The organism is Streptomyces fodineus, assembly GCF_001735805.1.
GTDB classification, from domain to species: Bacteria; Actinomycetota; Actinomycetes; order Streptomycetales; family Streptomycetaceae; genus Streptomyces; species Streptomyces fodineus.
Window position 1 is genome coordinate 3,841,561 of the sequence record NZ_CP017248.1, and the last position, 24,480, is coordinate 3,866,040.

The window sequence follows — 24,480 nt, forward strand, 5'->3', positions numbered from 1 at the left end:
CGGGAAAGGGGAACGGCCACATTGATCACCGTCGGATACAACGGATTCACCGGCTCCGCGGAGCTGTTCGGTCGCCTCTACCGCCGTTCGGGCCGGGACCGCAACCGGGTGCTCGGGCACGACGCCGGCGCCTCCCTCTTCGTGGACGGCGAGCTGGTCGCGGCGGTGGAGGAGGAGCGGCTCTCCCGGCAGAAGCGGACCTCCGACTTCCCCGTCGGCGCCCTGCGCCGGTGTCTGGCGGACGCCGGCATCGCACCGGACGACGTCGACTGTTTCGCCTTCCCCTGGGACTTCTCCGACCGGGTCATGGACGAGCAGCTGAGGGACATCGTGGCCGGGCCGGGCTCCCCGGCGCAGAAGTTCGACGCGCTGTCCCGGCTGAACGAGCTGTACACGACGCTCGTCTCGCGCGAGGCGATCCTCGCCGACCTGCGCACCCGGACCGGGCTGGACGTGCCCGCCGAGAAGCTGCTGCTCGTCCCGCACCATCTGGCCCATCTGATGTGCGGCTACTACCTGTCCGGCGGCGAGGACGCGGCGTTCCTGATCACCGACGGCCGGGCCGAGCACCACTCCTCGGTCATGGGCGAGGTGCGGGGCGGCGCGGTCACCCTGTTCGACGAGTCCGCGATCCCGATCCGGCACTCGCTCGGCCTGCTCTACAGCAAGGTCACCCGGTATCTGGGGTTCATGCCCAACAACGACGAGTACAAGGTGATGGGCCTGAGCGCCTTCGGCTCCGCCCCGGCCGGCCCCAACCCCCTGCTGGAGCACGTGGTCAGGCTGCTGCCGGGCGGCCGTTACGAGCTGTCCTTCGACAACGTGCTGCTGGACACCCAGTCGTACTACGGCTACTTCGACCGGCTCTTCGGCCGTGAAGTCCCGCACGAGGACTGGGACTTCCGGGTCCGGGTGGCCCGGTGGGCGCAGGAGGCGGTCGAGACCGTCACCGCCCACCAGCTGGCCCATCTGGAGACCCGGACCTCGATGTCCCGTCTGCTGGTGGAGGGCGGGGTGGCGCTGAACTGCGTCAACAACACGAAGCTGCTGGAGAGGTCGTCCTTCGCCGAGGTGTGCGTGAGCTTCGGCGCCAGCGATCCCGGTGTCGCCATCGGGGCCGGTTTCTATCCCTCGTTCCTCGCCGGGGAGCGTCCCCGGCCCGTGGACACCCCGTACCTCGGGCCCGCGTTCGGCTCGGCGGCGGCCGAGGCCGCGCTGCGGGCGGCCGGTGACCGGGTGCGCTGGGAGCGGCTCCCGCAGGACCGGCTCCTCGCGCGGACGGCCGAGCTGCTGCGGCAGAAGGTCGTGGTCGGCTGGTTCCAGGGCCGTCTCGAGTACGGGCCCCGGGCGCTCGGGCACCGCAGCATCCTGGCCAACCCCTCCTTCCCGGACATCCAGGACATCATCAATGTCCGCGTGAAGAAAAGGGAAACCTTCCGTCCGTTTGCGCCCGTGGTCCTGGAGTCCGTGGCACCGCGCGTGTTCGAGATGGGAAAGAAGAAGAGCTCGCCCCATATGACTTTCGTATTTAAGGTAAGGAAGGAGTACCGCGATTTGATCGCAGGGGCGACCCACGTCGACGGCACGGCCCGCATCCAGACCATTTCCCGGCGACAGGACCAGGCTCTCGCCGAGCTGCTCGAAATATTCGAGCGGGACACCGGCGTACCGTGTCTGTTGAACACTTCTTTCAATGTGGCCGAAGAGCCGATAGTATCCTCGCCCGAGGATGCCCTTCGCTGCTTCCTCGGCACCGGGATGGATCATCTGGTCCTGGAAGATTTCCTTGTCGGCAAGAACGAAAGATAATGATATGTCCCATTCGGCTGCCGTCTCCGCCGCGCCTTTCTGCCTCTTTCACCAGGCCGGGGTCACCCGCATCGCCACCGGCACGATCCACCGGACGGAGCTGCTCCGGGACCTGCCCCGGCCGACCGGACTGCCCGTCATCAGCATGGTGCCGTATGCCCAGTTGAAGGAGCGCGGCTTCGCGCTGCACGACGGCGGGGAGCCCCTCGTCTCCCTCGTCGCCGAGGAGTGCCGCGAGGTGGACCTGGACGAGATCCTGGACGGCGCCGAACCGGAATTCTCCGTGGGCGAGGTGACGTTCGACGTCGGCGACGAGGAATTCACGGATGTCGTCCGCCGGGTCGTCGAGGACGAGATCTGCCGGGGCGAGGGCTCGAATTTCCTCATCTCCAGGCGCGGCCGGGTGCACATCGAGGGATTCAGCACGGAGGTCGCGAAGACCGTATTCCGGCGGCTGGCCCGTAACGAACTGGGCGCCTATTTCACCTTCTGCTTCTTCGACGGCGAGCGGTACTTCATCGGCTCCTCGCCCGAGCGGCACATCTCCATCACGGGCGAAGCGGTCGTGATGAATCCGATCTGCGGCACCCTGCCCAAGGCCGCGCTCGGCAGCCGGTCGGACCTCATCGAATTCCTCACCGACCCCAAGGAAATCAACGAGCTTTTCCAGGTGGTCGACGAGGAACTGAAGATGATGGCCCGGATCTGCTCGGAGGGCGGTGTGGTCAAGGGGCCGTTCCTCAAGGAGATGGGCTCTCTGATCCACACCGAGTACCTGCTCGAGGGCCACAGCCGGATGGACAAGATCGACGCCTTCCGCGACTCCATGTTCGCCGCCACGATGATCGGCAGCCCCCTGGAGAACGCGGCGCGGGTCATCCACAAGTACGAGCGGGAGTCCCGCCGTTACTACTCCTCCGCGATCATGGTGCACGGCCTGGACGACTCGGGCGAGGAATACCTGGACAGCGCCATCACCATCCGCACCATGGAGGTCTCCGCGGCGGGCGACGCCCTGCTGCAGAGCGGCTGCAGTGTCGTACGCGACTCCTCCCCGGAGAAGGAGACCAAGGAGGTCCAGGCCAAGATCGCCGGCCTGCTGAAGGCACTGCGGAGCACCGAGCGCACCCAGCCGGTGCTCGACGGGTACGTGGACGACCGCGTGAAAGGCATCCTGCAGTCCCGCAACGCCTATCTGTCCCGGTTCTGGATCGACGACCAGCAGGGCAGCGTGGCGCTCGGCGCGCCCGCGCTGAAGTCCATCCTCATCGTCGACAACGAGGACGAGTTCACCCACATGCTGGGGCACGTCTTCCAGCACCTCGGTCTGGACGTGACCGTGCGCGACTACGACGACCCCGAGCTGAACCTGTCCGCCGCCGACCTGGTGCTGGTCGGTCCGGGGCCCGGCGACCCGCGCGACCTCACGGACCCCAAGATGCGCACGGTGCACCGTATCGTCGGCGAACTCCTCGACAAGAAGGCCAAGTTCATCGCCGTGTGCCTCGGGCACCAGGTCGTCTCCAGCCGGCTCGGCATGGAGATCGTCCGGGTCGACCCGCCGTTGCAGGGCGTCCAGCAGCAGGTGGACCTCTTCGGGCAGCACGAACCGGTCGGCTTCTACAACACGTTCTTCGCCCAGCGCCCCGAGGTGGCGCCGGCCGGGGTGGAGATCGCGGCCATGCCCGACGGCCGGGTCATCGCCCTGCGCTCCGAGAAGTTCTGCACCTTCCAGTTCCACGTCGAGTCCCTGCTCACCAGCAACTGCGTTTCCATCCTCGGAAGGGCACTCGAATGGCTTCGGTGAACTTACCTCTGTCCGGCCGGTATTCGGACCGCCTCCTTTTCATCTCGGGGCTCGCCGCGGACGGCCGGGCCGAGGTGTACAAGTTCGTGGATTTCGCGGCCGGCGCGGTGCACGAGACGCGTATTCCCATCGACGAACTCCGCGCCCGTCAGCTCGAGGCGATCGAGACCGGGCTGACCGGGGCGACGCTGCCGTACGGACATACCGCCGCACAGCAACTGCTCGGCTATTTCCTGCACCCGCACGAATTCGTGCAGACCGCCGCCGGTGATCTCGTCGTCTCCTTCAAACAGGCGCCGTACGTCCGGATCCTCGGCGCCGACGGCGAGCGCCTGTGGCCCGCACCGCCGGAACTCGCCTTCGACCGGATGCTCAGCTCGACCAACTGCGAGCCGTCCCCCGGGGTCGTGGGCCTGACGGCGGTGGCGTCCGCCGACCGCTTCGCCCGCTACCGGGGCGAGGACACACTGATCGGCTGCGACCTGCTCACCTATGAACCGGCCACCGGCACCGAACGCCACATCGCCACGGTGCCGCCGTTCATCCGCGACACCCTCCACCAGCTCCAGTACTCGCCGGCCGGCTACCACGTCGGCGTCGACATGGGCCTGGAGGCGGACATCGACGGCCCGGCCGTGAACGGCGCCGAAGGCACCCCCTTCGACGTCACGGCCTACACGCGGGCGCCGTTCCCCCGGTCGGGTTTCTTCGTCCGGGACGCGCACACCGGCGCCGTCACCCTCCACACCCCCGAGACCGCCTGCGCGGCACACGCCGAGATCGACCCCGTCGACCCCTCGGTGTTCTACGTCTCCTGCCACAACATCTCCAAGTGGCAGAACAACGTGGTCGTACACGGCCCGGGAGCCCTGGAGAAATACCGCTGGAGCGACGGGGGCCTCACCCGGCTCGGCCGGTTCACCGATCCGGGTTTCCTGCGGGTGACCTCACAGGCGCTCTTCGAGCGCGGCGGCGAGACGTTCCTCGCCGTGCCCGCGTTCCCCAACCGCTTCTATCTCTTCGACTCCGGCCTGAACGTCGTACGCAGGACCGTGCTGTTCGAGGAGGAGGTGCCCGAGCCGCCGTTCGTGTGCGCCAAGAACACCGCCGCGCCGCTCTACCTCGCCATCTCCGAGGACACCCGGTACGCGTTCCTGACCGGTGCGAGCGACCTGTTCGTGGTCGATCTCGACGACTGCACCCTGGTGGACCGGGTCCGCTTCTGCGAGCCCGGCTCGTTCCTCGCCACCGCGCACATCGACCTCGTGACCCGGTCCGCCGCCGTCCGCCGACTCACCCGGGGAGCCGCCCATGAGCCTGCGTGACCTACCGGTCCGGATCCGGGACAGCGACGAGCCGCGCACCCCCACGGAACTGCTCCTGCAGTCCATCTGGCTGGCCCATCTGCCCGGCAACAGCGTCGGCGTCCACGAGGACTTCTTCGCCGCGGGCGGCAACTCCCTGGGCGCCGTCCGGGTCGTCGGGGCCGTCCGCCGGCAGTGGGAGGTCCGCCTGCCGCTGTCGGCGCTGGCCCAGGGCCACACCATCGCCCGGCTCGCGGCGCTCCTGGACGGCGAACAGGATCCGGCGGAGACCGGGCAGCCGTCCTGCCTCGTCCCGCTGCAGACCGGGACCGGCTCGCCCACGGTGGTCTTCGTCCATCCGCTCGGCGGCGGCGTGCTGTGGTACCGGTTCCTGGCCCGGATGCTGCCGCAGGACGTCCGCTGTCTCGGCGTCCAGGCGCTCGGGCTGCGCCCGGAGGCCGAGCCGCACCGCGACATCCCGTCCATGGCGGAGCACTACCTCAAGGAGCTGTCCTCCGTCTGCCCGCCCGGGGAACTGCTGCTGGTGGGCTACTCCTTCGGCGGTCTCGTGGCCTACGAGATGGCCCACCGGCTGGAGCGCGAGGGGTCCCCGCCGCGCGGTGTGGCCGTGCTCGACGCCGCGGTGCCGGACGGCGACGCGCCGACCACCGGCCGGGCGAGGCTGCTGTGGTCGCTGGTCGGGCACGCTCTCGGTCTCGACCTCGACGTCGAGGAACTGGCGTCGCTGCCCGCCGAACAGCTCACCGAGCGGCTCCTGAAGGCGGGGATCGAGCAGGGCGCCCTGCCCGAGGAGCTGGGCCGGGAGCAACTGGCCCGGCTGGTGGAGATCTATCCGGTCAACGCCGAGGCCGAGCGCGTCTACCGGCTGCCGTCCTACGACGGCCCGGTGGACCTGGTCCGCGCCGCCGGCGGCCGGGTCGACGAGCGCAGCGTCGCGGCCTGGCGCTCGGCGTGCCCGGGCACGCGGGTGCACGACGTCACCGGTGACCATCTCGACCTGCTCTCCCGGGAGAACGCCCCGGCGGTGATGGCGGTCCTGGGTGCGGTCTGGTTCGGATCCGGGGATGCGCGCTGAGGACGACGTCCGAGCGGCGGCGGAGCCGTCCGGCCCGGACGTCCTCCCGCGGTGCTCAGCCGTCCGCGGCCAGGCTCGGGCGGCGGCGCTGAGCCAGCCGTACGACCGGTCCGACGGCCGTGACGACCGCGGCGAAGACGGCCGCCAGGGCCAGCCAGCCGAAGAAGCTCCCGGTCCCCGTGGCCGCGGTGACCATGAGCGGCCCGAGCACCGTCGGCACCGCCGTGCCCAGCCGGAACGCGCCGCCGTACTGGCCCTGGGCGTCGTCGGGCGCCAGCTCGTAGCGCAGCGACCAGCGGGCGCCCTCGCCCCACATCTCGCCGAACGTGAGGACCACCGCGGCCAGGACGAGAACGGCGGCGGCCGGCCACATCGGCAGCCAGCCGGTGGTGCCGATCAGCAGGCAGGCCACCGCGAGCGCGGCGAAGGCCAGCCGCTCCAGCCGGGCCGCGCCCGCGACGGTGTCGGCGCGGCGGGCGAACCGCACCTGCAGCAGCACGACGAGCAGGGTGTTGACGGCCGTGAGCCAGGCCGCGAGCGCGCGGGGCGCGTGGGTGCTGGTGACGATCCACAACGGCACGCCGACCAGCAGCACCGTGTCGCCGAGCCGCATCAGGGACGCCACCTGGGCCACCAGCAGATACGGCACGTCACGCAGCGCGGCGAACCGGGAGCCCTGCTCCGGCGCGGGCGTGACGCGGGGCACCCGGGGCAGCCGCAGGAAGATCGCCGCGCCGAGCGCCGTGGCGAGGGCGTGCCCGCCGAGCACCGCGAGATACGCGGCGCGGGTGTTCGCCGCGATGGCCAGGCCCGCGCCGAACACCCCGAGGGTGAAGCCCGCGTTGAAGGCGCTGCGCAGATAGGCGGAGATCCGCACCCGCTGCTCGCCCTTGAGGACGTGCGCGATCACCGCCTCCCGGCTGACGTCCCAGCCCTGCTCGGCCACCGACAGCGCGGTGATCACCGGCAGGAACGTCCAGAAGGAGTCCACGAAGGCCACGGCCACCAGGGTGGCGATGAGCCCGAGGGCGAAGACGGCCGTGGTCTCCCGGGCACCCATCCGGTCGGCGACCCGGCCGACGACGACGCCCAGCAGCACACCGGTGAGCCCCGCGAGCGACAGACCGATCCCGACCTGCCGGGCGCCGAGTCCCACCGACTGGACGAAGTAGACCGGCGCGGCCGACAGATAGAGCCCGAAACCGATGCTTCCCAGAAACGAGCTGAGCGCCAGCAGACGGCCCGCGCCGGGCGGCGGCAGCAGACGCCGCGGATTCATAACACCCTCCCCCGCCGATGTTTTTGCCAGGATTCAATCCAGAGGATTGTTACCCCGAGCGTCCAGCCACCTCAAGGAAATCCGGGAAAATCTTGACCAGGACAGATGATTTTATGCCGCAATCACCACAGGTCGCTTGGTGTCTGCCCGCCTCGGAAATACTCGAAATCCGGCCGGAAATCATTGTGGAACGGGCCGTGACGGAGTCGTTCACCCGGCTCGGCGGAACGTCCCTGCGGGCCCTGCACTTCGCCGCCCTGATGGAGCGTGAGCTACGGCTCGCGGTGCCGCTGGCCTCGCTGCTGAGTGCCGCTCCGCTGGCCGAGGTCATGGCGCGGGCGGTGCCCGCGGCGGCCCCCGCCCCGGCGCCCACGGGGGCGGGCACCGGGCTGCGCCCGCTGCTGCCCGGCCAGCGCGATCTGCTGTCCGCCGCCGCCACGTTCGGCGACCGCGCCTACCACCTGCTGTTCAGCGCCGACATCAGCGGCCCGCTCGACCGCGACCGGCTCCTGGCCGGCCTGCGCTGGCTGACGGCACGTCATGAGGCCCTGCGTACGGTCCTGGTGGAGGGAAAGGGAGAGGGAAACGGAGAGGGACGGGACCAGGTGTCCCGGTATGTGCCGGCCGAGCACGAGCCGCTGGTGACCGAGACCGAGCACCTGCCGGCGCCCGGCACCGACCCGGTCACCGCCGTGCACGAGAGGTACGGCCGGCACAGCGACCGGCTGCTGTCCGCCTACGGCCGGCCGCCCGTGCGCTGGCTGCTGACCACCCTGCCCGGGGAGAACCGCACCCTGGTCACCCTGCTGATCCACCATGTCCTGGCCGACGGCTGGAGCGTGGGGCTGCTCTGGCGGGAGCTGTTCGCCCACTGGGCCGGCCGGCCGGTCCCGGGCCCGGCCCCGTCCCCGGAGGCGGTCACGGACCGGTGCACACCCGAACTCGTCGCCCGGCGCGCCGCCCAGCTCGCCGGCGCGCCCACGGTGGTGGAGCTGCCCTCGGACCTGCCCCGGCCGGCGGAGTTCGACGGGGCGGGCGCCCGGCTGAGGTTCGGGCTGACGGCCGCGGCCCGGACCGGCTGCGACGCGCTCGCGGCCGAGCTGGGCATCACCCGTACGGCGGTGCTGCTCGCCGCGTGGTCGGTGGTGGTGGCACGCCGTTGCGGCACCACGGACCTGCTGATCGGCGTCCCCGTCGCCGGCCGCTCGCCCGAGCTGCTGGACGTGGCGGCGCTGTGCACCCGCGTCGTACCGGTGCGGTGCCGCCTCGACGACGACGCGCCCGTACGGGACCATCTGCGCGCGGTCACCGCGGCGCTGGCGGAGGCGGTCGCCGCGCAGGACGTGCCGCTCTCCCGGCTCGCCGAGGCCCTTCGCGCACACACGGTCCCCGACCGCACACCACTGGTGCAGATCGCCTTCGCCGCGCACGACGAACTGGTCCCCGGCCGGCTGGCCGCCGGCGAGCTGAGCGCCGGCCTCGCCGAAGGGCACTGCGGCGGCGCCGTCTTCGACGCGATGCTCTACGTCCAGCGCTGGGAGCCGGAGCCCGTCCTGGCCGTCGAGTACGCCACCTCGCTGCTCGGTCCCGAGGACGCGGACGGGCTCGCCGGCGCGCTGGACGCCGTGCTCACCGAGTTCGCCGCACACCCCAAGGCCCTCCTCGGCACCGTCCGGGCGCTGTCCCCCGCCCAGCGGGCCCGGCTGGAGCGATGGGGACGCGGCCCGGCGCTCGCCCCGGAGGCGGACGACGCCTGGACCCTGTTCGAGCGCACCGCCGCGCACAGCCCCGACGCCGTCGCGGTACGCGCCGAACAGGACGGCGTCCTGCGGGAGTTGACGTACGGTCGGCTGAAGTCGGCCGCCGAGGCACAGGCGGCGGCCCTGAGCGCGGCCGGGGTCGGACCCGGCGGGCGGGTCGTGCTGGAGCTGGAGCGGTCGGCGGAGGAGATCGTGTGCGTCCTGGCCGTACTACGCCTCGGCGCGAGCTACACCGCCCTGGGCGGCTCCACCGCCCCGGAATACCGCGCCCGGCTGCTGGCCAGACTGCACCCGGCCGCCATCATCACCACGGCGCCGAACGGGACATCTCCGACAGCACCGAACGGGACGCCTGCCACGACACCGGACGGGACGCCCCAGGCCACGCCAGGCGGGATGCCGTCCGGCGCGCCGGAGGGGATGCCTTCCGCGGCCGACACCGCCGGACCGAACGGAACACCGCCCACCACACCAGCCGAGACACCCCACACCACGCCAGACGGGACGCCTCCCACCACGCCGGACGGGACACCTCCCGCCGCCGACACCGCCGTGTCGGACACGGCCCGCGTCGTCGGTGCCGCCGTATCGGCTCCGGTGCCGTCCGCCGCGTCCTGCCCCGTGCTCGCCCCGCTCTCCCCCTGGGAGGCGCACCGGGCGGTCCGGGAGCCGGCCGTGCACCGGGTCGTGCCGGAGGGCGAGGCGTACGTCGTGTTCACCTCGGGGTCCACCGGTGAACCCAAGGGGGTGCGGGTGCCGCACCGGGGGATCGTGCGGCTCACCCGGGACGCGCCGTGCGTGTCGGCGGGCCCGGGTGAGCGGGTTCTGCGGCTGGCGCCGCTGGCCTTCGACGCCGCCACGCTGGAGATCTTCGCGCCGCTCACCATGGGCGGCACCATCGAGGTCTGCCCGCCCGGAACCCCCTCCGCCGCGCAGGTCGCCGACGTGCTGCGGGGGCGCGGCGTCACGGTCGTATGGCTGACGGCCGGGCTGTTCGGACTCGTGGCCGCCTACCGGCCCGACGCCTTCGACGGGGTACGTCATCTGCTCACCGGCGGTGACGTGGTGCCGCCGGAGGCGGTGCGCCGGGTGCTGGAGCGCTGCCCGGCGCTGCGGATCAGCAACGGCTACGGCCCCACCGAGAACACCACCTTCACCACCGTCCACCACCTCACCGGGCCCGCCGAGGCCGAAGGACCGCTGCCCATCGGCCGGCCGATCGCCGGCACCACCGTCGAGGTGCTGGACCCGGACGGCCGTCCGGTGCCGCCCGGCGCGGTCGGTGAACTCCACACCGGCGGCGCCGGGCTGGCCCTGGACTACCTCGACGATCCGGCCCGCACCGACGCCGCCCACACCAAGTCCCCCACCACCGGCGAACGCCTGTACCGCACCGGTGACCTGGTCCGCTGGGACGCCGCCGGACGGCTGCGGTTCGTGGGCCGCCGTGACCTCCAGGTCAAGATCGCGGGCCGGCGGGTCGAACCGGCCGCCGTGACCCGGCTGCTGCTGGACCAGCCAGGAGTGCGCGACGGTGTCGTCCTGGTCACCGGGAGCGGACCCGCCGACCGGCGGCTGCTGGCGGCCCTCGTCCCCCGCGACGGCGCCGGGCCCGGCCTGCTGGACGCGGTGCGGGCGGCGCTGAGCCGGGCCCTGCCGTCGTACAGCGTCCCGTCCCTGTGGGTGGTGACCGGCGAACTGCCGCTGACCGCCAACGGCAAGCACGACACGGCCGCCCTGCTGGCCCTCGCGACCGGAACCCCGCGGGCGGCCCCGCGGCCGGACGAGCCGGACCCCGCGGACGGCCAGGACGACCTGGAGGAGCTGGTGCGCGGGGTGTGGGCCGGTGTCCTCGGCCTGGACGACATCGAACCGGACGAGACCTTCTTCGAGGCCGGCGGCGACTCCCTCCAGCTCGCCCGGGTACGCACCGAACTCCGGCGCGCCCTGCCCACGGTGAGCGTCTCCCTGGTCGACCTCTACCGGCATCCGACCATCCGCGACATGGCCGGTCATCTGCGCGGGCGCGGCGCCGGACGGGAGGCGCACCGTGGCTGACCACCCCGTGCCGGCGGACTCGATCGCCGTGATCGGCATGAGCTGCCGCTTCCCCGAGGCACCGGACCCGGAGGCGTTCTGGGACAACCTCGCCGCCGGCCGCGAGTGCCTGCGCCGCTTCACCCCCGGACAACTGGCCGCCGCCCACGTCCCCGAGCAGGAGGCGTCGGATCCCGGGTACGTGCCGGTGCGCGGCGTCCTCGACGGCATCGAGCTGTTCGACGCCGAGTTCTTCGGCATGCCGCCCCGTGAGGCCGCCGTCACCGATCCCCAGCACCGGCTGCTGCTCGAATGCGCCTGGGAGGCTGCCGAGGACGCCGGCCATGCACCGGACGCCCTGCCCGGGCACGTGGGCGTCTATGCCGGTACCGGGCCCAACGCCTATCTGGCCCGCCATGTGCGCGGCGACCCCCGGGTCCTGGAGGCGCTCGGCCCGCTGGCGGTGCAGATCGGCAACGAGAAGGACCACGCGGCCACCCGGATCGCCTACCGGCTCGGGCTGCGCGGCCCGGCCGTCGCGGTCCAGACGGCCTGCTCCACCTCGCTGGTCGCCGTGCACATGGCCTGCCGGGCGCTGCTCGGCGGGGAGTGCGACATGGCGTTGGCCGGCGGGGCCTGCGTCAGCGTGCCGCAGGAGTCGGGCCATCTGCACACCGCGCACGACATCACCTCGCCGGACGGCCACTGCCGGACGTTCGACCGCGACGCCCGCGGCACGGTCGCCGGGAACGGCGCCGGTCTCGTCCTGCTCAAGCTGCTGCCCGACGCACTGCGCGACGGCGACCGGGTGATCGGCGTCATCCGGGGGTCGGCCGTCAACAACGACGGTCCGGGCCGGGCCGGTTACACCGCGCCCCGTCTGGAGGGCCAGGCGGACGTGCTGCTGCGGGCGTACGCCGCGGCGGGGGTCTCACCGGACGAGGTGGACTACGTCGAGGCGCACGGCACCGGCACCGAGATCGGCGACTCGATCGAGGTCCTCGCGCTCACCGAGGCGTTCCGCCGGCACACCCGGCGGACGGGGTACTGCCGGATCGGCTCCGTCAAGCCCAACATCGGCCACCTCGACGCCGCGGCGGGCATCGCGGGCCTGATCAAGGTGCTGCTCGCGCTGCGGCACGAGGCACTGCCGCCGAGCATCAACTACCGCCACCCCAACCCCGAGATCCCGTTCGCCGACAGCCCGTTCCTGGTCAACGACCGGCTCAGTCCCTGGCCGGCCGGCGAGCGGGTCCGCCGCGCCGGAGTGAGCTCCTTCGGGATGGGCGGCACCAACGCGCATGTGGTGGTGGAGGAACCGCCACGGCTCCCCGCGCCCGCCGCCGCCGGTCCCGCCGGCCCGGATCTGGTCCTGCTGTCGGCCCGTACACCGGCCGCGCTGGAGCAGGCCACCGAGCGCCTCGCCCGGCACCTGGAGAGCCGTCCGCAGTCGCGGCTCGCCGACGTGGCACACACCTCACGGGCCGGGCGCACCGCGTTCCGTCACCGGCGTGCCGTCGTCTGCGCGGAACCGGCCGGCTTCCGGCGGGCCGCCGCCGCGGCGGGCCCGGCACACACCCGCGAGGTGCGCGGCCCGGCGTCCGTGGCGTTGCTGCTGCCCGGGCAGGGCACCCAGTACCCGGGCATGGCCGGGGAGCTCTACCGCCGGTACGCCGTCTTCCGGGAGGCCGTGGACCTGTGCGCCCACGCCGTACGGCGGCCCCTGGGCATCGACCTGCGCGACGCCGTATGCTCCGGCGACGGCACGGCGGGATCGTCGGCCTCGCCTGCCTCACCGGCCTCGCCCGGCTCGCTGGACGAGACCTGGCTGACCCAGCCGGCGCTGTTCACCGTGTCGTACGCGCTGGGCCGGCTGCTGCAGTCCTGGGGTCTCGAACCCTCCGTGGTCCTCGGGCACAGCCTGGGCGAGTACACGGCCGCCTGCCTCGCCGGGGCGTTCGATCCGGCGGACGGTGCGCTGCTGGTCACGCACCGGGGGCGGCTCGTGCAGCAGACCGAGCCGGGCGCGATGCTCGCGGTACGGGCCACGGCCGAGGAGCTCGAACCGCTGCTCGGCGCGGAGCCCCTGGACCTCGCCGCCGTCAACGGCCCCCGGTCCGTGGTGGTTTCGGGGCCGGACGCGGCCGTGGCCGCGCTGGAGGGGCGCTGTGCGCAGGCCGGGCTGCGCGCCCGTCGGCTGCCGGGCGACCGCGCCTTCCACTCCCGGCTGCTCGATCCGGTGGCCGAGGAGTTCCGGGCGGCGGCCGCGGCGGTGCGCCACCGCCCGCTGCGGGTGCCGCTGATCGCCAACGAGACCGGCCGGCGGCTGCCCAAGGGCACCGTTCTCGACGCCGGCCACTGGGTACGGCACCTGCGGGCGCCGGTCCTGTTCCACCCCTCGGTCCAGGCGCTGTCCCGCGGCCCCCGGACCCGCACGGTCACGGTGGAGGCCGGTCCCGGGCACACGTTGTCGGCGCTGGTCCGCCAGACCCTCACCGAGGAACAGGCCGAGGTGGTCACCACCATGCCCGGCCGGGACGAGCGGGCCGACGCCACGGCCACGCTGCTGGCCGGGGTGGGCGACGCCTGGACCGCGGGCGCCTCCTGCGACTGGCCCGCCTTCGCGAGGGACACCGCCCCGCGCCGGGTGTCCCTGCCGACGTATCCCTTCCAGCGCGCACGGCACTGGATCGACCTTCCCGAGGCACCGGGAACGGGCACCGGCGGCGGGGACACCGGATCCGAGGCCAGGTGCGCCAGGTGCGGGTCGCCGACCGCCGACGGGGAAGCCCAGGCCGCGGGCCAGCACACCCACGCCGCCGGTGAGGAGGCGCAGGCCGCCCGGCAACACGCGCACGTCGACGGGGAAGAGACGCAGGGCGCCGGCCAACGCACCTGCCCGGACACCCGGCCCACCGGCGCGGACACGGACTCGGCCGACGGCGGGGCGGCCCCCGCCACCCCGGACCCCGGGCAACTCGCGGACGTGGAACAGAAGCTCGTACGCGCCTGGCAGGACCTGCTCGGGGCGATCCCGCTGACACCGGAGAGCGACTTCTTCGCGGTGGGCGGTGAGTCGCTGCTGGCGGTGCGACTGCTCGGCCGGGTGCGCAGGGAGTTCGGGGTCAGGCTGACCATCCGGGACATGGTGCGCCGGCCGACGGTACGGGGGATGGCCTCGGCCGTCCTCGCCGAACTGGCGGTCGGGCACCGCGCCATGGAGGACAAGTGACGCAGACGGGGAAGGAAGAGCAGGTGCACATTCCGTACAGGTACCAGGAGTTGGCCCACGGCGAGCGGGGCACCGTCCTGCTCGCCGACTTCGCCGGGTTCTCGGCCCGGCGCAGCCTCGGCGCGGCACTGGCCGAGGGCGGCGAAGGCTGGCGCGTGCTGCGCGTCGACGCCGTCGACGACCTCACCGAGGCGGTGGACGGGCCACCGCCGGGCCTCCCGGAGCTGTCGGCCGGTTACGCCCGCGTCCTGCGCCCCGAGATCACCGGGCCCGCCGTCGTCGTCGGCTACTGCACGGCCGCCTCGCTGGCCGGCCGGCTCGCCGCGGAGCTCGCCCTTCCGCTGGTGCTCGTCCAGCCCACCTGGCCCTCCGCGGACACCGTGGCCGAGGAATTCGCCGGTATCCGCAAGGAGTTCGGGGCGGACGCCGCAGCCACGGACCAGGACGCCGGGTTCCGGTACGGGCGGGCCGGGGTCGCGGAGGCCCTCGCGGCCATGCGGACCACCCTGCTCTGCGACTTCACGGCGATCGCGCGGGAGCAGGAGCTGGCCGAGGAGGACGCGGAGATCCTCCTGGAGGAGATGCTGCCCCGCTGTCTCGCCTGGCTCGGCTTCGTCCGGATCACGGCCGACGACCCCGTACGGGACGCGGCGACGCCGACGCTGGACGCCGACGACGTGCCCGTGTCCGAGGTGCTGCGCGCCGTGACGGCCGCGGCCCGCAACGGCGGTTCGTGATGAAGGAGGTGGCGGGCCCGGCGGACCGTCTGGACGCCCTGATCCGACGGCAGGCGGCACGCACCCCGGACGCGATCGCGGTGCGGGGTCCGGGGGGCGAGCTGACGTACCGCGGCCTGATCGCGGAGGCCGACGCCGCGGCGGCACGGCTGGCGGCGCTCGGTGCGGGCCCGGAATCGGTGGTCGCCGTCCGCGCCGAACGCTCCGTGGAGCTGGTCGTGACGCTGCTCGGCATCCTGTCGGCAGGCGCGGCCTACCTTCCCCTCGCCGTGGACTGCCCGCCGCTGCGGACGGCCCACATGCTGGCCGAGGCGGGGGTGACCGTGGCCGTCGCCGACCCCGCGTACGCGGCGGACCTGACCGCCGCGGCCCCGGTGTCCGTCCTCGGCACGGACGGCACCGCCGGGCCCCCGCCGCCGGCCCCCCTGCCCGTACCCGAAGGGCACACCGGCGACGGTCTCGCCTATGTGATCTACACCTCCGGATCCACCGGGCGTCCCAAGGGGGTGGCCATCGAGCACCGCGGTATCGTGCGCCGGCTGCTGTGGATGCAGGAGACCTTCCCGATCGGCCCCGGTGACGTGGTCCTGCAGAAGACGCCGTACACGTTCGACGTGTCGGTCTGGGAGTTCTTCTGGCCGCTGCTCACCGGGGCCCGGCTGGTGCTCGCGGAGCCGGGCCGGCACGGCGATCCGGAGTACCTGGCCGAGGTGATCCGGAAGGAGGCGGTGACGGCCCTGCACTTCGTGCCGTCGATGTTCTCCGTCTTCCTCGACGAGCCCGGCCTGCCCGAGTGCCGGACGCTGCGCCGGGTGTTCTGCAGCGGCGAGTTGCTGCCCGCCGCCCTCGCCAACCGGTTCCGCTCCCTCCACCCGGCCGAACTGCACAACCTGTACGGCCCCACGGAGGCGTCGGTGGACGTCACCCACTGGCCGTGCCGCCCCGTCGAGCCGGGCGACGCCGTGCCGATCGGCCACCCGATGCCGCACGTCGGCGCGTACGTCCTCGGCGAGGACCGCCGGCCGGTCCCCGCCGGTGCGGCCGGAGAGCTGTACCTCGGCGGGATCGCGCTGGCCCGCGGCTACATCGGCCGACCGGATCTGACCGCCGAACGGTTCGTCACCGTCCCGGACGTGGCGGGCGGCGCACGGCTGTACCGCACCGGCGACCTGGTACGGCAACGCCCGGACGGGGCACTTGAGTTCCTCGGCCGGACCGATCACCAGGTGAAGCTCAACGGTGTCCGCATCGAACCGGGCGAGATCGAGGCGGTGCTCAGGGAATGCCCGGGGGTGCGCGACGCGGCCGTGATCGTACGTCACGACATGGGCAGCGCGCCCCGGCTGGCCGCGTACGTGTTCTCCGGCCGCGGCGGCGGTGAACCCGATCGCGCCGTGCTCGGCGCGCGGATGCGGGAGCGGCTGTCCGGGCCCCTGCTGCCCGCCTTTCTCACCGTCATGAGCGAGCCACCGGTCACGGCCAACGGCAAGCTGGACCGGTCCCGGCTGCCCCGGCCCGACCGGCGTGCGGACCGGTGGTGAGGGGCGCCGCGGCGGCCCGGAACCGGCCATGCACACAACAGGATCCACGATTGCGGAGGTTGGGGTAAGGCATGGGTATGGATGTGCCAGGGCGAGTCGCCGCCGGCAACGAGCCGCTGCTCATACTGGTCAGTCCGATGGGCGAGACCACCCGCGGATATCTCCTGCAGTCCGTGGCCAAGGAATACCGGCTGTGGCTGTTCAAGGAGGAGGAACCGACCTGGGAGCGCCCGTACGTCGTCGGTCACACGGTGGTGGACACCCTGGACGCCCGTGCCCTGACCGAGGCCGCGCGGCAGGTGCCCGCCGACGGCATCCTGTGCTGGGACGAGACGCGCATCCTGCCCTCGGCCCTGCTGGCCGAGGCGCTCGGCCTGCCGGCGATGCCCTCCGGCGCCGTACGCACCTGCCGGGACAAGCACGCCACCCGGCGGGCGCTGACGGCGGCGGGCGCCTCGCCGGTCGCCTCCGCCTCCGCGCGCGATCTCGCCGAGGCCCGGGCGGCGGCCCGGGACATCGGCTATCCGGTGGTGGTCAAGCCGCGCGCCCTGGTCGGCAGCAACGGCACCACGTTCGTCACCGACGAAGACCACCTGGCCCGGGTCTTCGACTCGGTCGCCACCCGCTCGATGCCGGAGGTGCGGGAGCGGTTCGCAGCACCGGTGGTGGTGGAGGAGTACCTGGACGGTCCCGAGATCAGCGTCGACAGCCTGTGCTGGGACGGTGTGGTGACACCGCTGTTCGTGGCGCGCAAACACCTCGGCTACCCGCCGTACTTCGAGGAGGTCGGGCACACCGTCGACGCCGCCGATCCGCTGCTCACCGACCCGGAGCTGGGCGCGGCGCTGACCGCCGTGCACGCGGCCGTGGGGCTCGGCCGGGCCTGGACGCACACCGAGTGGCGGCTGACGCGCGGTGGTCCCCGGCTGGTGGAGATCAACGCCCGCAGCGGCGGCGACCTCATCCCCTATCTCGGCCGACTGGTCACCGGGGTCGACGCCGGGCTGGTCGCCGCGTCGCTGGCCCTCGGGGTGCGTCCCTCGGCACAGGTGCGCCCGCAGGGGGCGGCGGCGGTGCGGTTCCTGTATCCGGAGCGGGATGTCGTCGCGGAGGCGGTCCGCGTCGACGAGGCCCGGCTGCCGGCCGCCGTCGACCGGGTGGACGTCCTGGCCGCGCCCGGACAGTCGCTGCGGTTGCCGCCGCGCGCCCATGTGACGGGCCGCTACGCCCTTGTCGTCGTCACCGCCGCCACCGCCGAGGGGTGTGCCGAGGCCCTGGACGCGGCTGCGGCGGCCGTCACCCTGGTCCCGGCCCGCGACCTGCCCGGGGCGGCGGGGTGACCGAGACCCAGCACCCCTCCCGGGCCCCCGCGACCGGCGCGGCGGCGACCTGGCGGGAGGCGCCGACGGCCGTCAAGGCGGTCGTCGTCGGCATCTTCGTCAACCGGCTCGGCGGTTTCCTCCAGGCGTTCCTGGTGCTGTTCCTGGTGCGCGGCGGTTACGACTCGGTGCAGGCGAGCACCGCGCTCGGCGTGAACGGCGTGGGCTGCATCGTCGGTGTGCTGCTCGGCGGCTGGCTTGTGGATCTGGTCGGCGCGCGCCGGGCCATCGTCTGGTCGATGACGCTCACGGCCGTGCTGACCGCGGCGGTACCGGCGGTGCCCTCCTATCCGCTGCTGCTGGCCGTGGTCACCGCGCTCGGCATGAGCAGCCAGGTCTACCGCCCCGCCTCGGCCGAGGTGGTCAGCGCCGGGGTGGCGCCGCGGCGCAGGGTGATGGCGTTCGCCATGTACCGGCTGGCCCTCAACACCGGGACGACCGCGGCGCCGCTGCTGGGCGCGCTGCTCGCCGCCGTGTCGTACTCGCTGCTGTTCTGGGTGGAGGCCGTCGCCGCCCTGGCCTGCGCGCTGGTCAGCGGCTGGGCGCTGCCGCCCGGGGCGGGCCGCGGGGATCACCGGCGCCGGGACGGATCCCGTACGGGCGGATACCTGACGCTGCTCCGTGACGTCCGCTATCTGCTGTTCCTGCTGGGGATGCTGGTCTACGCGGCGGTGTACATCCAGTACGTCTCCGTACTGCCGCTGGCGGTCCGGGACGCCGGCTGGAGCACCTTCGTCTACGGCGCGCTGATCAGCGTCAACGGCCTGATCGTGATCTGCTGCGAGCTCCTCGTCACCCGCCGGACCCAGCACTGGCCCCGGCGGCTCGCGGCGGCCGCCGGGATCGTGCTGGTGTCGGGCGGGGTGGCGCTGTACGCCCTGCCGCCGCAGGTCGGGTGGTTCTTCGTCGCGACCGTGGTGTGGTCGCTCGGCGAGACGGTGGGCTCCCCCACCATGGTCGCCTACCCGGCACACGCGGCCCGCCCCGAACTGACGAGCCGTTACATGGGCGCCTCCCAGGCCGCCTTCGGTGCCGGAACCGCCCTGGGCCCGCCCCTGGGTGTGGCCCTGTGGGCCGCGTGGGGCGGTACCTCATGGCTGCTGTTCGGCGCGCTGGGCCTGCTGGCGGCGGCGGCCGTGACCACGGGCATGCGCACCGACGCCGAGCCGACCGCCGACGATCCCTGACGGCCGGCGGCGTCAGCGAGGCACCATCGCCGGCTACTCAGGGCACGAGCAGGTGCTACGGGCCATGCGGCAGGCCGCTGGTCCGCTCCTCGCCGACCGGGGCCGGCGGCCGACGACCACGGTGGCCTCCATCTCCTCGCACTCGGCCACCCACGCGTCCAGCCCCGCCCCGGCGAACAGGGCCCGGGTGTGCGGAGCCTGGTCCTCGCCGGTCTCGACGATCACATGTCCGCCGGGCGCCAGCCACCCGTCGGCACCGGCGGCGATACGGCGCTGTATCTCCAGTCCGTCACGACCGCCGGCCAGGCTGTGGACCGGCTCATGCTCGCGGGCCTCGGCCGGCAGGGTCGCGAGGGCGTCGACGGGGACGTACGGGGCATTGGCGACCAGCAGGTCGACGCGGCCGCGCAGCGCTTGCGGGAGCGCGGCGTACAGGTCGCCCTCGTGGACGTGCGCGCGGTTCGCGAACAGCTCCAGATTGCGGCGGGCGGACGCGGTCTGCACCGGGTCGATGTCGGCGGCGTGGATCTCGGCCCGCGGCAGCCGCACGGCCAGCGCGGTGGCCAGCGGCGCGGCACCGCAGCACAGGTCCACGATCAACGCCGCGTCGCGGCCGACCCGCATGGCCTGTGCCACCAGGAACTCGGTGCGCCGCCTGGGCACGAACACCCCCGGGGTGACGGCGATGCGCAGCCCGCAGAACGCCGCCCAGCCGACGACGTGTTCCAGGGGTTCACCGGCGCAGCGCCGTGCCACCATGCGGTCGACCAGGACTTCGACGTCCGCCGCCCGCTCCTCGCCGGAGCCGGGCCCCGTGGAACGCCCGGCGGCGTCCAGGATCAGCTCGGCCTCCTCCTCGGCGAACACGCAGCCCGCGGCACGCAGCCGCGCGACGACCGGCTCCAGCGGGGCGCCGAACGGGGAGCGGAAAGAAGGAAGTGAAGAAGAATCAGAATCAGAAACCGAAGAAGAATCAGCTGCCGTGCAGCAGTCGTGCACCAGCGTGTCGTCCATGACGAACCCTCCAGGGGTGGATCCCTACCGTTACCGCGCTGATGGGTCTCACCTCCCGGAATCCGTCGCCGACCGGTGCCGGCGGATGCACGGCGAAACTATAGCGAAGTCCGCCCGGCCATGAACGTCACGCGGTGAACCGCAGCACCTCGGCACGGGCGGGGGCGGTCACGCCAACGGGTGAGCTACCACAGGCCGTTGACTCCGCCCGGGGCGCCCGGCACCGTCGCCGAGTCGGCATTGCCCGGGAGGACGTGCTCCGGCCCCTGTCCCCGCGCCGCGCGCCAATCTCGCGAGCGCCAACTCACCCCCCGGCAAGGGACTCCCTGCACAGCGTCGGAGCGGGCGGCAGCTGGGTCCAGCCGACCGGCATCCTCCCCGGACCCGCCGCACCTTTCCAGACATCCGCCACGAAGCAAGGGCCCGCCTCCGAAGAGTCGGACCCTCTCTGACCTGTTTGCCAGATCAGTGACGTGGCGGTACGCCACCCGCTACACGTTGAACCGGAACTCCACCACGTCCCCGTCCTTCATCACATACTCCTTGCCCTCCATGCGCGCCTTGCCCTTGGCGCGGGCCTCGGCGACCGAGCCGGTTTCGACCAGGTCGGCGAAGGAGATGACCTCGGCCTTGATGAAGCCCTTCTGGAAGTCGGTGTGGATCACGCCGGCCGCCTCGGGGGCCGTGGCGCCCTTCTTGATCGTCCAGGCGCGGGATTCCTTGGGGCCGGCCGTGAGGTAGGTCTGCAGGCCGAGGGTGTCGAAGCCCACGCGGGCCAGGGTGGCGAGGCCGGGCTCGTCCTGGCCGACGGACTGCAGGAGTTCCAGGGCCTCGTCCTCGTCCAGCTCGGCGAGGTCGGCCTCCAGCTTGGCGTTGAGGAAGATCGCCTCGGCGGGCGCGACCAGGGCGCGCTGCTCGTTCTTGAAGTCCTCGTCGATCAGTTCGTCCTCGTCGACGTTGAAGACGTAGAGGAAGGGCTTGGTGGTGAGCAGGTGCAGGTCGTGGAGGAGTTCGTTGCGCTCGGTGCCTTGGACGATGCCGTGCGCGAAGAGCGTGTCGCCCTTCTCCAGGATCTCCTTGGCCTCCTCGACCGCCTTGACCTTGGGGGCCACGTCCTTCTTGATCCGCGACTCCTTCTGCAGGCGCGGCAGGACCTTCTCGATGGTCTGGAGGTCGGCGAGGATCAGCTCGGTGTTGATCGTCTCGATGTCGTTCTTCGGCGAGACCTTGCCGTCGACGTGTACGACGTTCTCGTCCTTGAAGGCACGGATGACCTGGCAGATCGCGTCGGACTCGCGGATGTTCGCGAGGAACTTGTTGCCCAGGCCCTCGCCCTCGGAGGCGCCGCGCACGATGCCGGCGATGTCGACGAAGTCGACCGTGGCCGGAAGGATGCGCTCCGAGCCGAAGATCGACGCCAGCTTGGCCAGGCGGGCGTCGGGGACCCCGACCACGCCGACGTTCGGCTCGATCGTGGCGAACGGGTAGTTGGCCGCCAGCACGTCGTTCTTGGTCAGGGCGTTGAACAGGGTCGACTTGCCGACATTGGGCAGGCCGACGATTCCGATCGTGAGCGACACGTTGCGACTTCCCGTAATTGAGTGGGCCAGGGGCTGCCAGGGGCCAGAGACCGACACTGGCCGATCCACCAGTCTACGGCGTCCGCGCCGGGCCGCTCGCGGGAGCTTCGAACGCGTGGCCAAGCTCTTCCCACCGGCGTGTCTGATGGGCCATTCGGCACATAAACAGACCTAAGTTGGTCCAGTGGAGCAACACAGATCGCGACCTCCGAACGACGGACCGCGACGCGGGACACCGCAGCAGCCCGCGCATCTGCCTCCGCAGGCCCGGCGCGGGGCGGGCGGGGAGCGCAGGTCGACGGGGCAGCGGGCGGGGAGACGGGGACGGGCCGGGGGGTCGGTGCCGCCGGGGCCGCTGCTGCCGGGCCCCCGGCTCACCGGGCTCGGCGGCGGGCTGTTCTGTGTCGTGGCGATGTTCCTGATGGGCTGCCTGGACGCGCTGCTGTTCGGCGGGTACCTGCCCGTGTACGGCGTGCTGTTCCTGCCGGTGTGCGTGCTGACCGCGCTGTGGGTGCGGTCCGGGGACCTGCTGACCGCTCCCGTGGTCGTACCGGTCGCGTTCGCCGTGGGGCTGCTGCCCCTCGCCGACGGCAGAGGGGGGCTGCCCAGCCGGCTGATGGGGCTGTTCACCGGGCTCGCCACCCAGGCAGGCTGGCTGTACGGCGGGACGCTCGCCGCCGGTGTGATCGTGCTCGTACGCCGGGTGCGGTGGGTACGGAGCCGACAGCGCCGCGCCGTGGGTGAGCGGAGGCACTTGATCGGCTGACTGCGACCGCGGCCGGGCGGGGGCCGCTGGTGGGACGTGCGCCGCGGCCACGCGTGCGTCAGGTCTGCTGGGCCGCTCTCATCGCCGCTCCCACGATCCCCGCGTTGTTCTGCAGCTGGGCGGGGACGATCTCGGCCTTGATGCCCTCGATGAGGTGCAGGAACTTGTCGGCCTTGCGGCTGACCCCGCCGCCGATGATGAACAGCTGTGGCGAGAACAGCATCTCCACATGCTCCAGGTACTTCTGGACGCGGTTGGCCCAGCGCTCCCAGCTCAGCTCGTGGTCCTCCTTGGCCTTGCTGGAGGCCCGCTTCTCGGCCTCGTGGCCGTTCAGCTCCAGGTGGCCCAGTTCCGTGTTCGGGACGAGGACGCCGTCCACGAAGACGGCGCTGCCGATGCCGGTGCCGAAGGTGAGCAGGATGACCGTGCCCTCGCGGTCCCGGCCGGCGCCGAACTGCATCTCGGCGACGCCCGCCGCGTCCGCGTCGTTGATGACGGTCACCGGCAGGCCGCCCAGTCTGCCGCCGAACAACGCGCGTGCGTCCGTGTCGATCCAGCTGCTGTCGACGTTCGCCGCCGTACGGACCATGGCGCCGCCGGTGACCACTCCGGGGAAGGTCAGGCCCACCGGGCCCGTCCAGCCGAAGTGGTCGATCACCTGCTTCACCCCGTCGGCGACGCCGTCCGGTGTCGCCGGGTGCGGGGTGAGCACCTTGCAGCGCTCCTGGGCCAGGTCGCCCTTCTCCAGGTCAACGGGAGCGCCCTTGATCCCGGATCCGCCGATGTCCACACCGAAGATCTGCATGGCACCACGTTACGACGGGCGACTGACAGTCACTCCTCGGAAGTGCCCGTGCCGCCGCGCTCGGTGACCAGGGCGGCCGCCTCCTCGCGCAGGTCACGGCGCAGCTCCTTGGGCAGCGAGAAGGTGATGGACTCCTCGGCCGCCTTGACGAGCTCCACGTCCCCGTAGCCGCGTTCGGCGAGCCGCTCCAGCACTTGCTCGACCAGGACCTCCGGGACGGAGGCGCCGGAGGTGACACCGACCGTCGTCACGCCCTCCAGCCAGGCATCGTCGATCTCGTCGGCGAAGTCCACGAGGTGGGCCTCGCGGGCGCCGGCGAGCTTGGCGACCTCGACCAGCCGCTTGGAGTTGGAGGAGTTGCGCGAGCCGACGACGATGACCAGCTCGGCCTCGGCGCCCATCTGCTTCACGGCGAGCTGGCGGTTCTGCGTGGCGTAGCAGATGTCGTCGCTGGGCGGGGAGACGAGACCGGGGAACTTCGTCTTCAGGGCGTCGACGGTCTCCATGGTCTCGTCCACGGACAGGGTGGTCTGGGACAGCCAGACGACCTTGGAGGGGTCGCGGACCTCGACCTTGGCGACGTCCTCGGGACCGTCGACGAGCTGGATGTGGTCGGGGGCCTCGCCGGAGGTGCCGATGACCTCCTCGTGGCCCTCGTGACCGATCAGGAGGATGTCGTAGTCCTCCTTGGCGTAGCGGACGGCTTCCTTGTGGACCTTGGTGACCAGGGGGCAGGTGGCGTCGATGGTGGCGAGGCGGCCCCGCTCGGCCTCCTCGTGCACGACCGGGGCGACGCCGTGTGCCGAGAACATGACGATGCTGCCCGGTGGCACCTCCTCCGTCCGCTCGACGAAGACGGCACCCTTCTTCTCCAGGGTCTGCACGACGTACTTGTTGTGGACGATCTCGTGCCGGACGTAGATCGGGGCCCCGTACTGCTCAAGGGCCTTCTCGACGGCGATCACGGCGCGGTCCACACCGGCGCAGTAGCCCCGGGGGGCGGCGAGCAGGACACGGCGGCCAGGCGAAGCGGTCATGCGTCCCATCGTAAGGGTGCGTTCGGCGGCGCCGGGATCGCGTCTCCGGCGGCGCGCCCCCGCGCCCGGAAGGCGACCGCCGGCCCAGCGGCGCGAGCCCGTGCTGTCGG

At 72.5% G+C, this 24,480-nt stretch carries 16 protein-coding genes; 11 read left to right on the plus strand and 5 right to left on the minus strand.

The window, feature by feature from the left end:
- Positions 1-21 precede the first annotated feature (21 nt).
- From BFF78_RS15750 to BFF78_RS15765, 4 genes are read left to right on the plus strand one after another with little or no spacing between them, the layout of a single operon-like run.
- On the plus strand, positions 22-1,809 hold the full coding sequence (locus BFF78_RS15750; RefSeq protein ID WP_069778943.1) for a carbamoyltransferase family protein: 1,788 nt from the start codon (positions 22-24) through the stop codon (positions 1,807-1,809).
- 4 nt (positions 1,810-1,813) lie between these two features.
- Positions 1,814-3,616: a chorismate-binding protein gene (locus BFF78_RS15755; RefSeq protein ID WP_069778944.1), complete on the plus strand. Its 1,803-nt coding sequence runs from the start codon at positions 1,814-1,816 to the stop codon at positions 3,614-3,616.
- On the plus strand, positions 3,613-4,941 hold the full coding sequence (locus BFF78_RS15760; RefSeq protein ID WP_069778945.1) for a hypothetical protein: 1,329 nt from the start codon (positions 3,613-3,615) through the stop codon (positions 4,939-4,941). The genes BFF78_RS15755 and BFF78_RS15760 overlap by 4 nt, the downstream gene beginning before the upstream one ends.
- Positions 4,928-6,016, plus strand: a complete 1,089-nt coding sequence (locus BFF78_RS15765) for a thioesterase domain-containing protein (RefSeq protein WP_069778946.1) — start codon at positions 4,928-4,930, stop codon at positions 6,014-6,016. Before BFF78_RS15760 ends, BFF78_RS15765 begins: the two co-directional genes overlap by 14 nt.
- Positions 6,017-6,071: 55 nt before the next feature.
- Here BFF78_RS15765 and BFF78_RS15770 read toward each other — a convergent pair whose 3' ends face one another.
- A complete protein-coding gene (locus BFF78_RS15770) occupies positions 6,072-7,295 on the minus strand; it encodes an MFS transporter (RefSeq protein WP_069778947.1) in 1,224 nt (407 codons plus the stop codon).
- A 113-nt stretch (positions 7,296-7,408) separates the two neighbouring features.
- On the opposite strand from BFF78_RS15770, the gene BFF78_RS15775 reads away from it, so the two are divergent.
- The 6 genes from BFF78_RS15775 to BFF78_RS15800 all read left to right on the plus strand — a co-directional run bounded on the left by BFF78_RS15775 (position 7,409) and on the right by BFF78_RS15800 (position 19,168).
- Positions 7,409-11,113: a non-ribosomal peptide synthetase gene (locus BFF78_RS15775; RefSeq protein ID WP_472573254.1), complete on the plus strand. Its 3,705-nt coding sequence runs from the start codon at positions 7,409-7,411 to the stop codon at positions 11,111-11,113.
- Positions 11,106-14,324 (plus strand): type I polyketide synthase, encoded by a 3,219-nt coding sequence (locus BFF78_RS15780; protein ID WP_069778949.1) that lies wholly within the window; start codon positions 11,106-11,108, stop codon positions 14,322-14,324. The genes BFF78_RS15775 and BFF78_RS15780 overlap by 8 nt, the downstream gene beginning before the upstream one ends.
- Complete coding sequence (locus tag BFF78_RS15785; RefSeq protein ID WP_069778950.1) at positions 14,321-15,061, plus strand: hypothetical protein; 741 nt, start codon at positions 14,321-14,323, stop codon at positions 15,059-15,061. The genes BFF78_RS15780 and BFF78_RS15785 overlap by 4 nt, the downstream gene beginning before the upstream one ends.
- Positions 15,061-16,602, plus strand: coding sequence for an amino acid adenylation domain-containing protein (locus BFF78_RS15790; RefSeq protein WP_069778951.1), 1,542 nt, complete (start codon positions 15,061-15,063; stop codon positions 16,600-16,602). The genes BFF78_RS15785 and BFF78_RS15790 overlap by 1 nt, the downstream gene beginning before the upstream one ends.
- Positions 16,603-16,673: 71 nt before the next feature.
- Positions 16,674-17,942 (plus strand): ATP-grasp domain-containing protein, encoded by a 1,269-nt coding sequence (locus tag BFF78_RS15795; RefSeq protein ID WP_227025841.1) that lies wholly within the window; start codon positions 16,674-16,676, stop codon positions 17,940-17,942.
- Entirely contained in the window at positions 17,939-19,168 is a 1,230-nt protein-coding gene (locus tag BFF78_RS15800; protein ID WP_069778953.1) for an MFS transporter, read from the plus strand. Before BFF78_RS15795 ends, BFF78_RS15800 begins: the two co-directional genes overlap by 4 nt.
- 33 nt (positions 19,169-19,201) lie before the next feature.
- Here the strand turns inward: BFF78_RS15800 and BFF78_RS15805 are convergent, their stop codons facing one another.
- Entirely contained in the window at positions 19,202-20,182 is a 981-nt protein-coding gene (locus BFF78_RS15805; protein WP_079161333.1) for a putative protein N(5)-glutamine methyltransferase, read from the minus strand.
- Between the two features lie 491 nt (positions 20,183-20,673).
- Complete coding sequence (gene ychF, locus BFF78_RS15810) at positions 20,674-21,762, minus strand: redox-regulated ATPase YchF (RefSeq protein ID WP_069778954.1); 1,089 nt, start codon at positions 21,760-21,762, stop codon at positions 20,674-20,676.
- Between the two features lie 340 nt (positions 21,763-22,102).
- Between ychF and BFF78_RS15815 the strand changes: the two genes are divergently transcribed.
- The gene (locus tag BFF78_RS15815) at positions 22,103-22,528 is read left to right on the plus strand and encodes a DUF6542 domain-containing protein (protein ID WP_079161334.1); all 426 of its coding nucleotides are present in this window, start codon (positions 22,103-22,105) and stop codon (positions 22,526-22,528) included.
- Between the two features lie 58 nt (positions 22,529-22,586).
- Here BFF78_RS15815 and ppgK read toward each other — a convergent pair whose 3' ends face one another.
- Positions 22,587-23,333: a polyphosphate--glucose phosphotransferase gene (gene ppgK / locus BFF78_RS15820; protein WP_069778955.1), complete on the minus strand. Its 747-nt coding sequence runs from the start codon at positions 23,331-23,333 to the stop codon at positions 22,587-22,589.
- Between the two features lie 29 nt (positions 23,334-23,362).
- The gene (locus BFF78_RS15825; RefSeq protein ID WP_069783594.1) at positions 23,363-24,370 is read right to left on the minus strand and encodes a 4-hydroxy-3-methylbut-2-enyl diphosphate reductase; all 1,008 of its coding nucleotides are present in this window, start codon (positions 24,368-24,370) and stop codon (positions 23,363-23,365) included.
- Between the last annotated feature and the right edge of the window lie 110 nt (positions 24,371-24,480).

Bases quoted from the DNA above. Each gene is read 5' to 3' on its own strand.
- BFF78_RS15765 (WP_069778946.1), top strand. From the start codon at position 4,928: ATGAGCCTGCGTGACCTACCGGTCCGGATCCGGGACAGCGACGAGCCG.
- BFF78_RS15755 (WP_069778944.1), top strand. From the start codon at position 1,814: ATGTCCCATTCGGCTGCCGTCTCCGCCGCGCCTTTCTGCCTCTTTCAC.
- BFF78_RS15775 (WP_472573254.1), top strand. From the start codon at position 7,409: ATGCCGCAATCACCACAGGTCGCTTGGTGTCTGCCCGCCTCGGAAATA.
- BFF78_RS15825 (WP_069783594.1), bottom strand. From the start codon at position 24,370: ATGACCGCTTCGCCTGGCCGCCGTGTCCTGCTCGCCGCCCCCCGGGGC.
- BFF78_RS15805 (WP_079161333.1), bottom strand. From the start codon at position 20,182: ATGGACGACACGCTGGTGCACGACTGCTGCACGGCAGCTGATTCTTCT.
- BFF78_RS15795 (WP_227025841.1), top strand. From the start codon at position 16,674: ATGGGTATGGATGTGCCAGGGCGAGTCGCCGCCGGCAACGAGCCGCTG.
- BFF78_RS15770 (WP_069778947.1), bottom strand. From the start codon at position 7,295: ATGAATCCGCGGCGTCTGCTGCCGCCGCCCGGCGCGGGCCGTCTGCTG.
- ppgK (WP_069778955.1), bottom strand. From the start codon at position 23,333: ATGCAGATCTTCGGTGTGGACATCGGCGGATCCGGGATCAAGGGCGCT.
- BFF78_RS15790 (WP_069778951.1), top strand. From the start codon at position 15,061: ATGAAGGAGGTGGCGGGCCCGGCGGACCGTCTGGACGCCCTGATCCGA.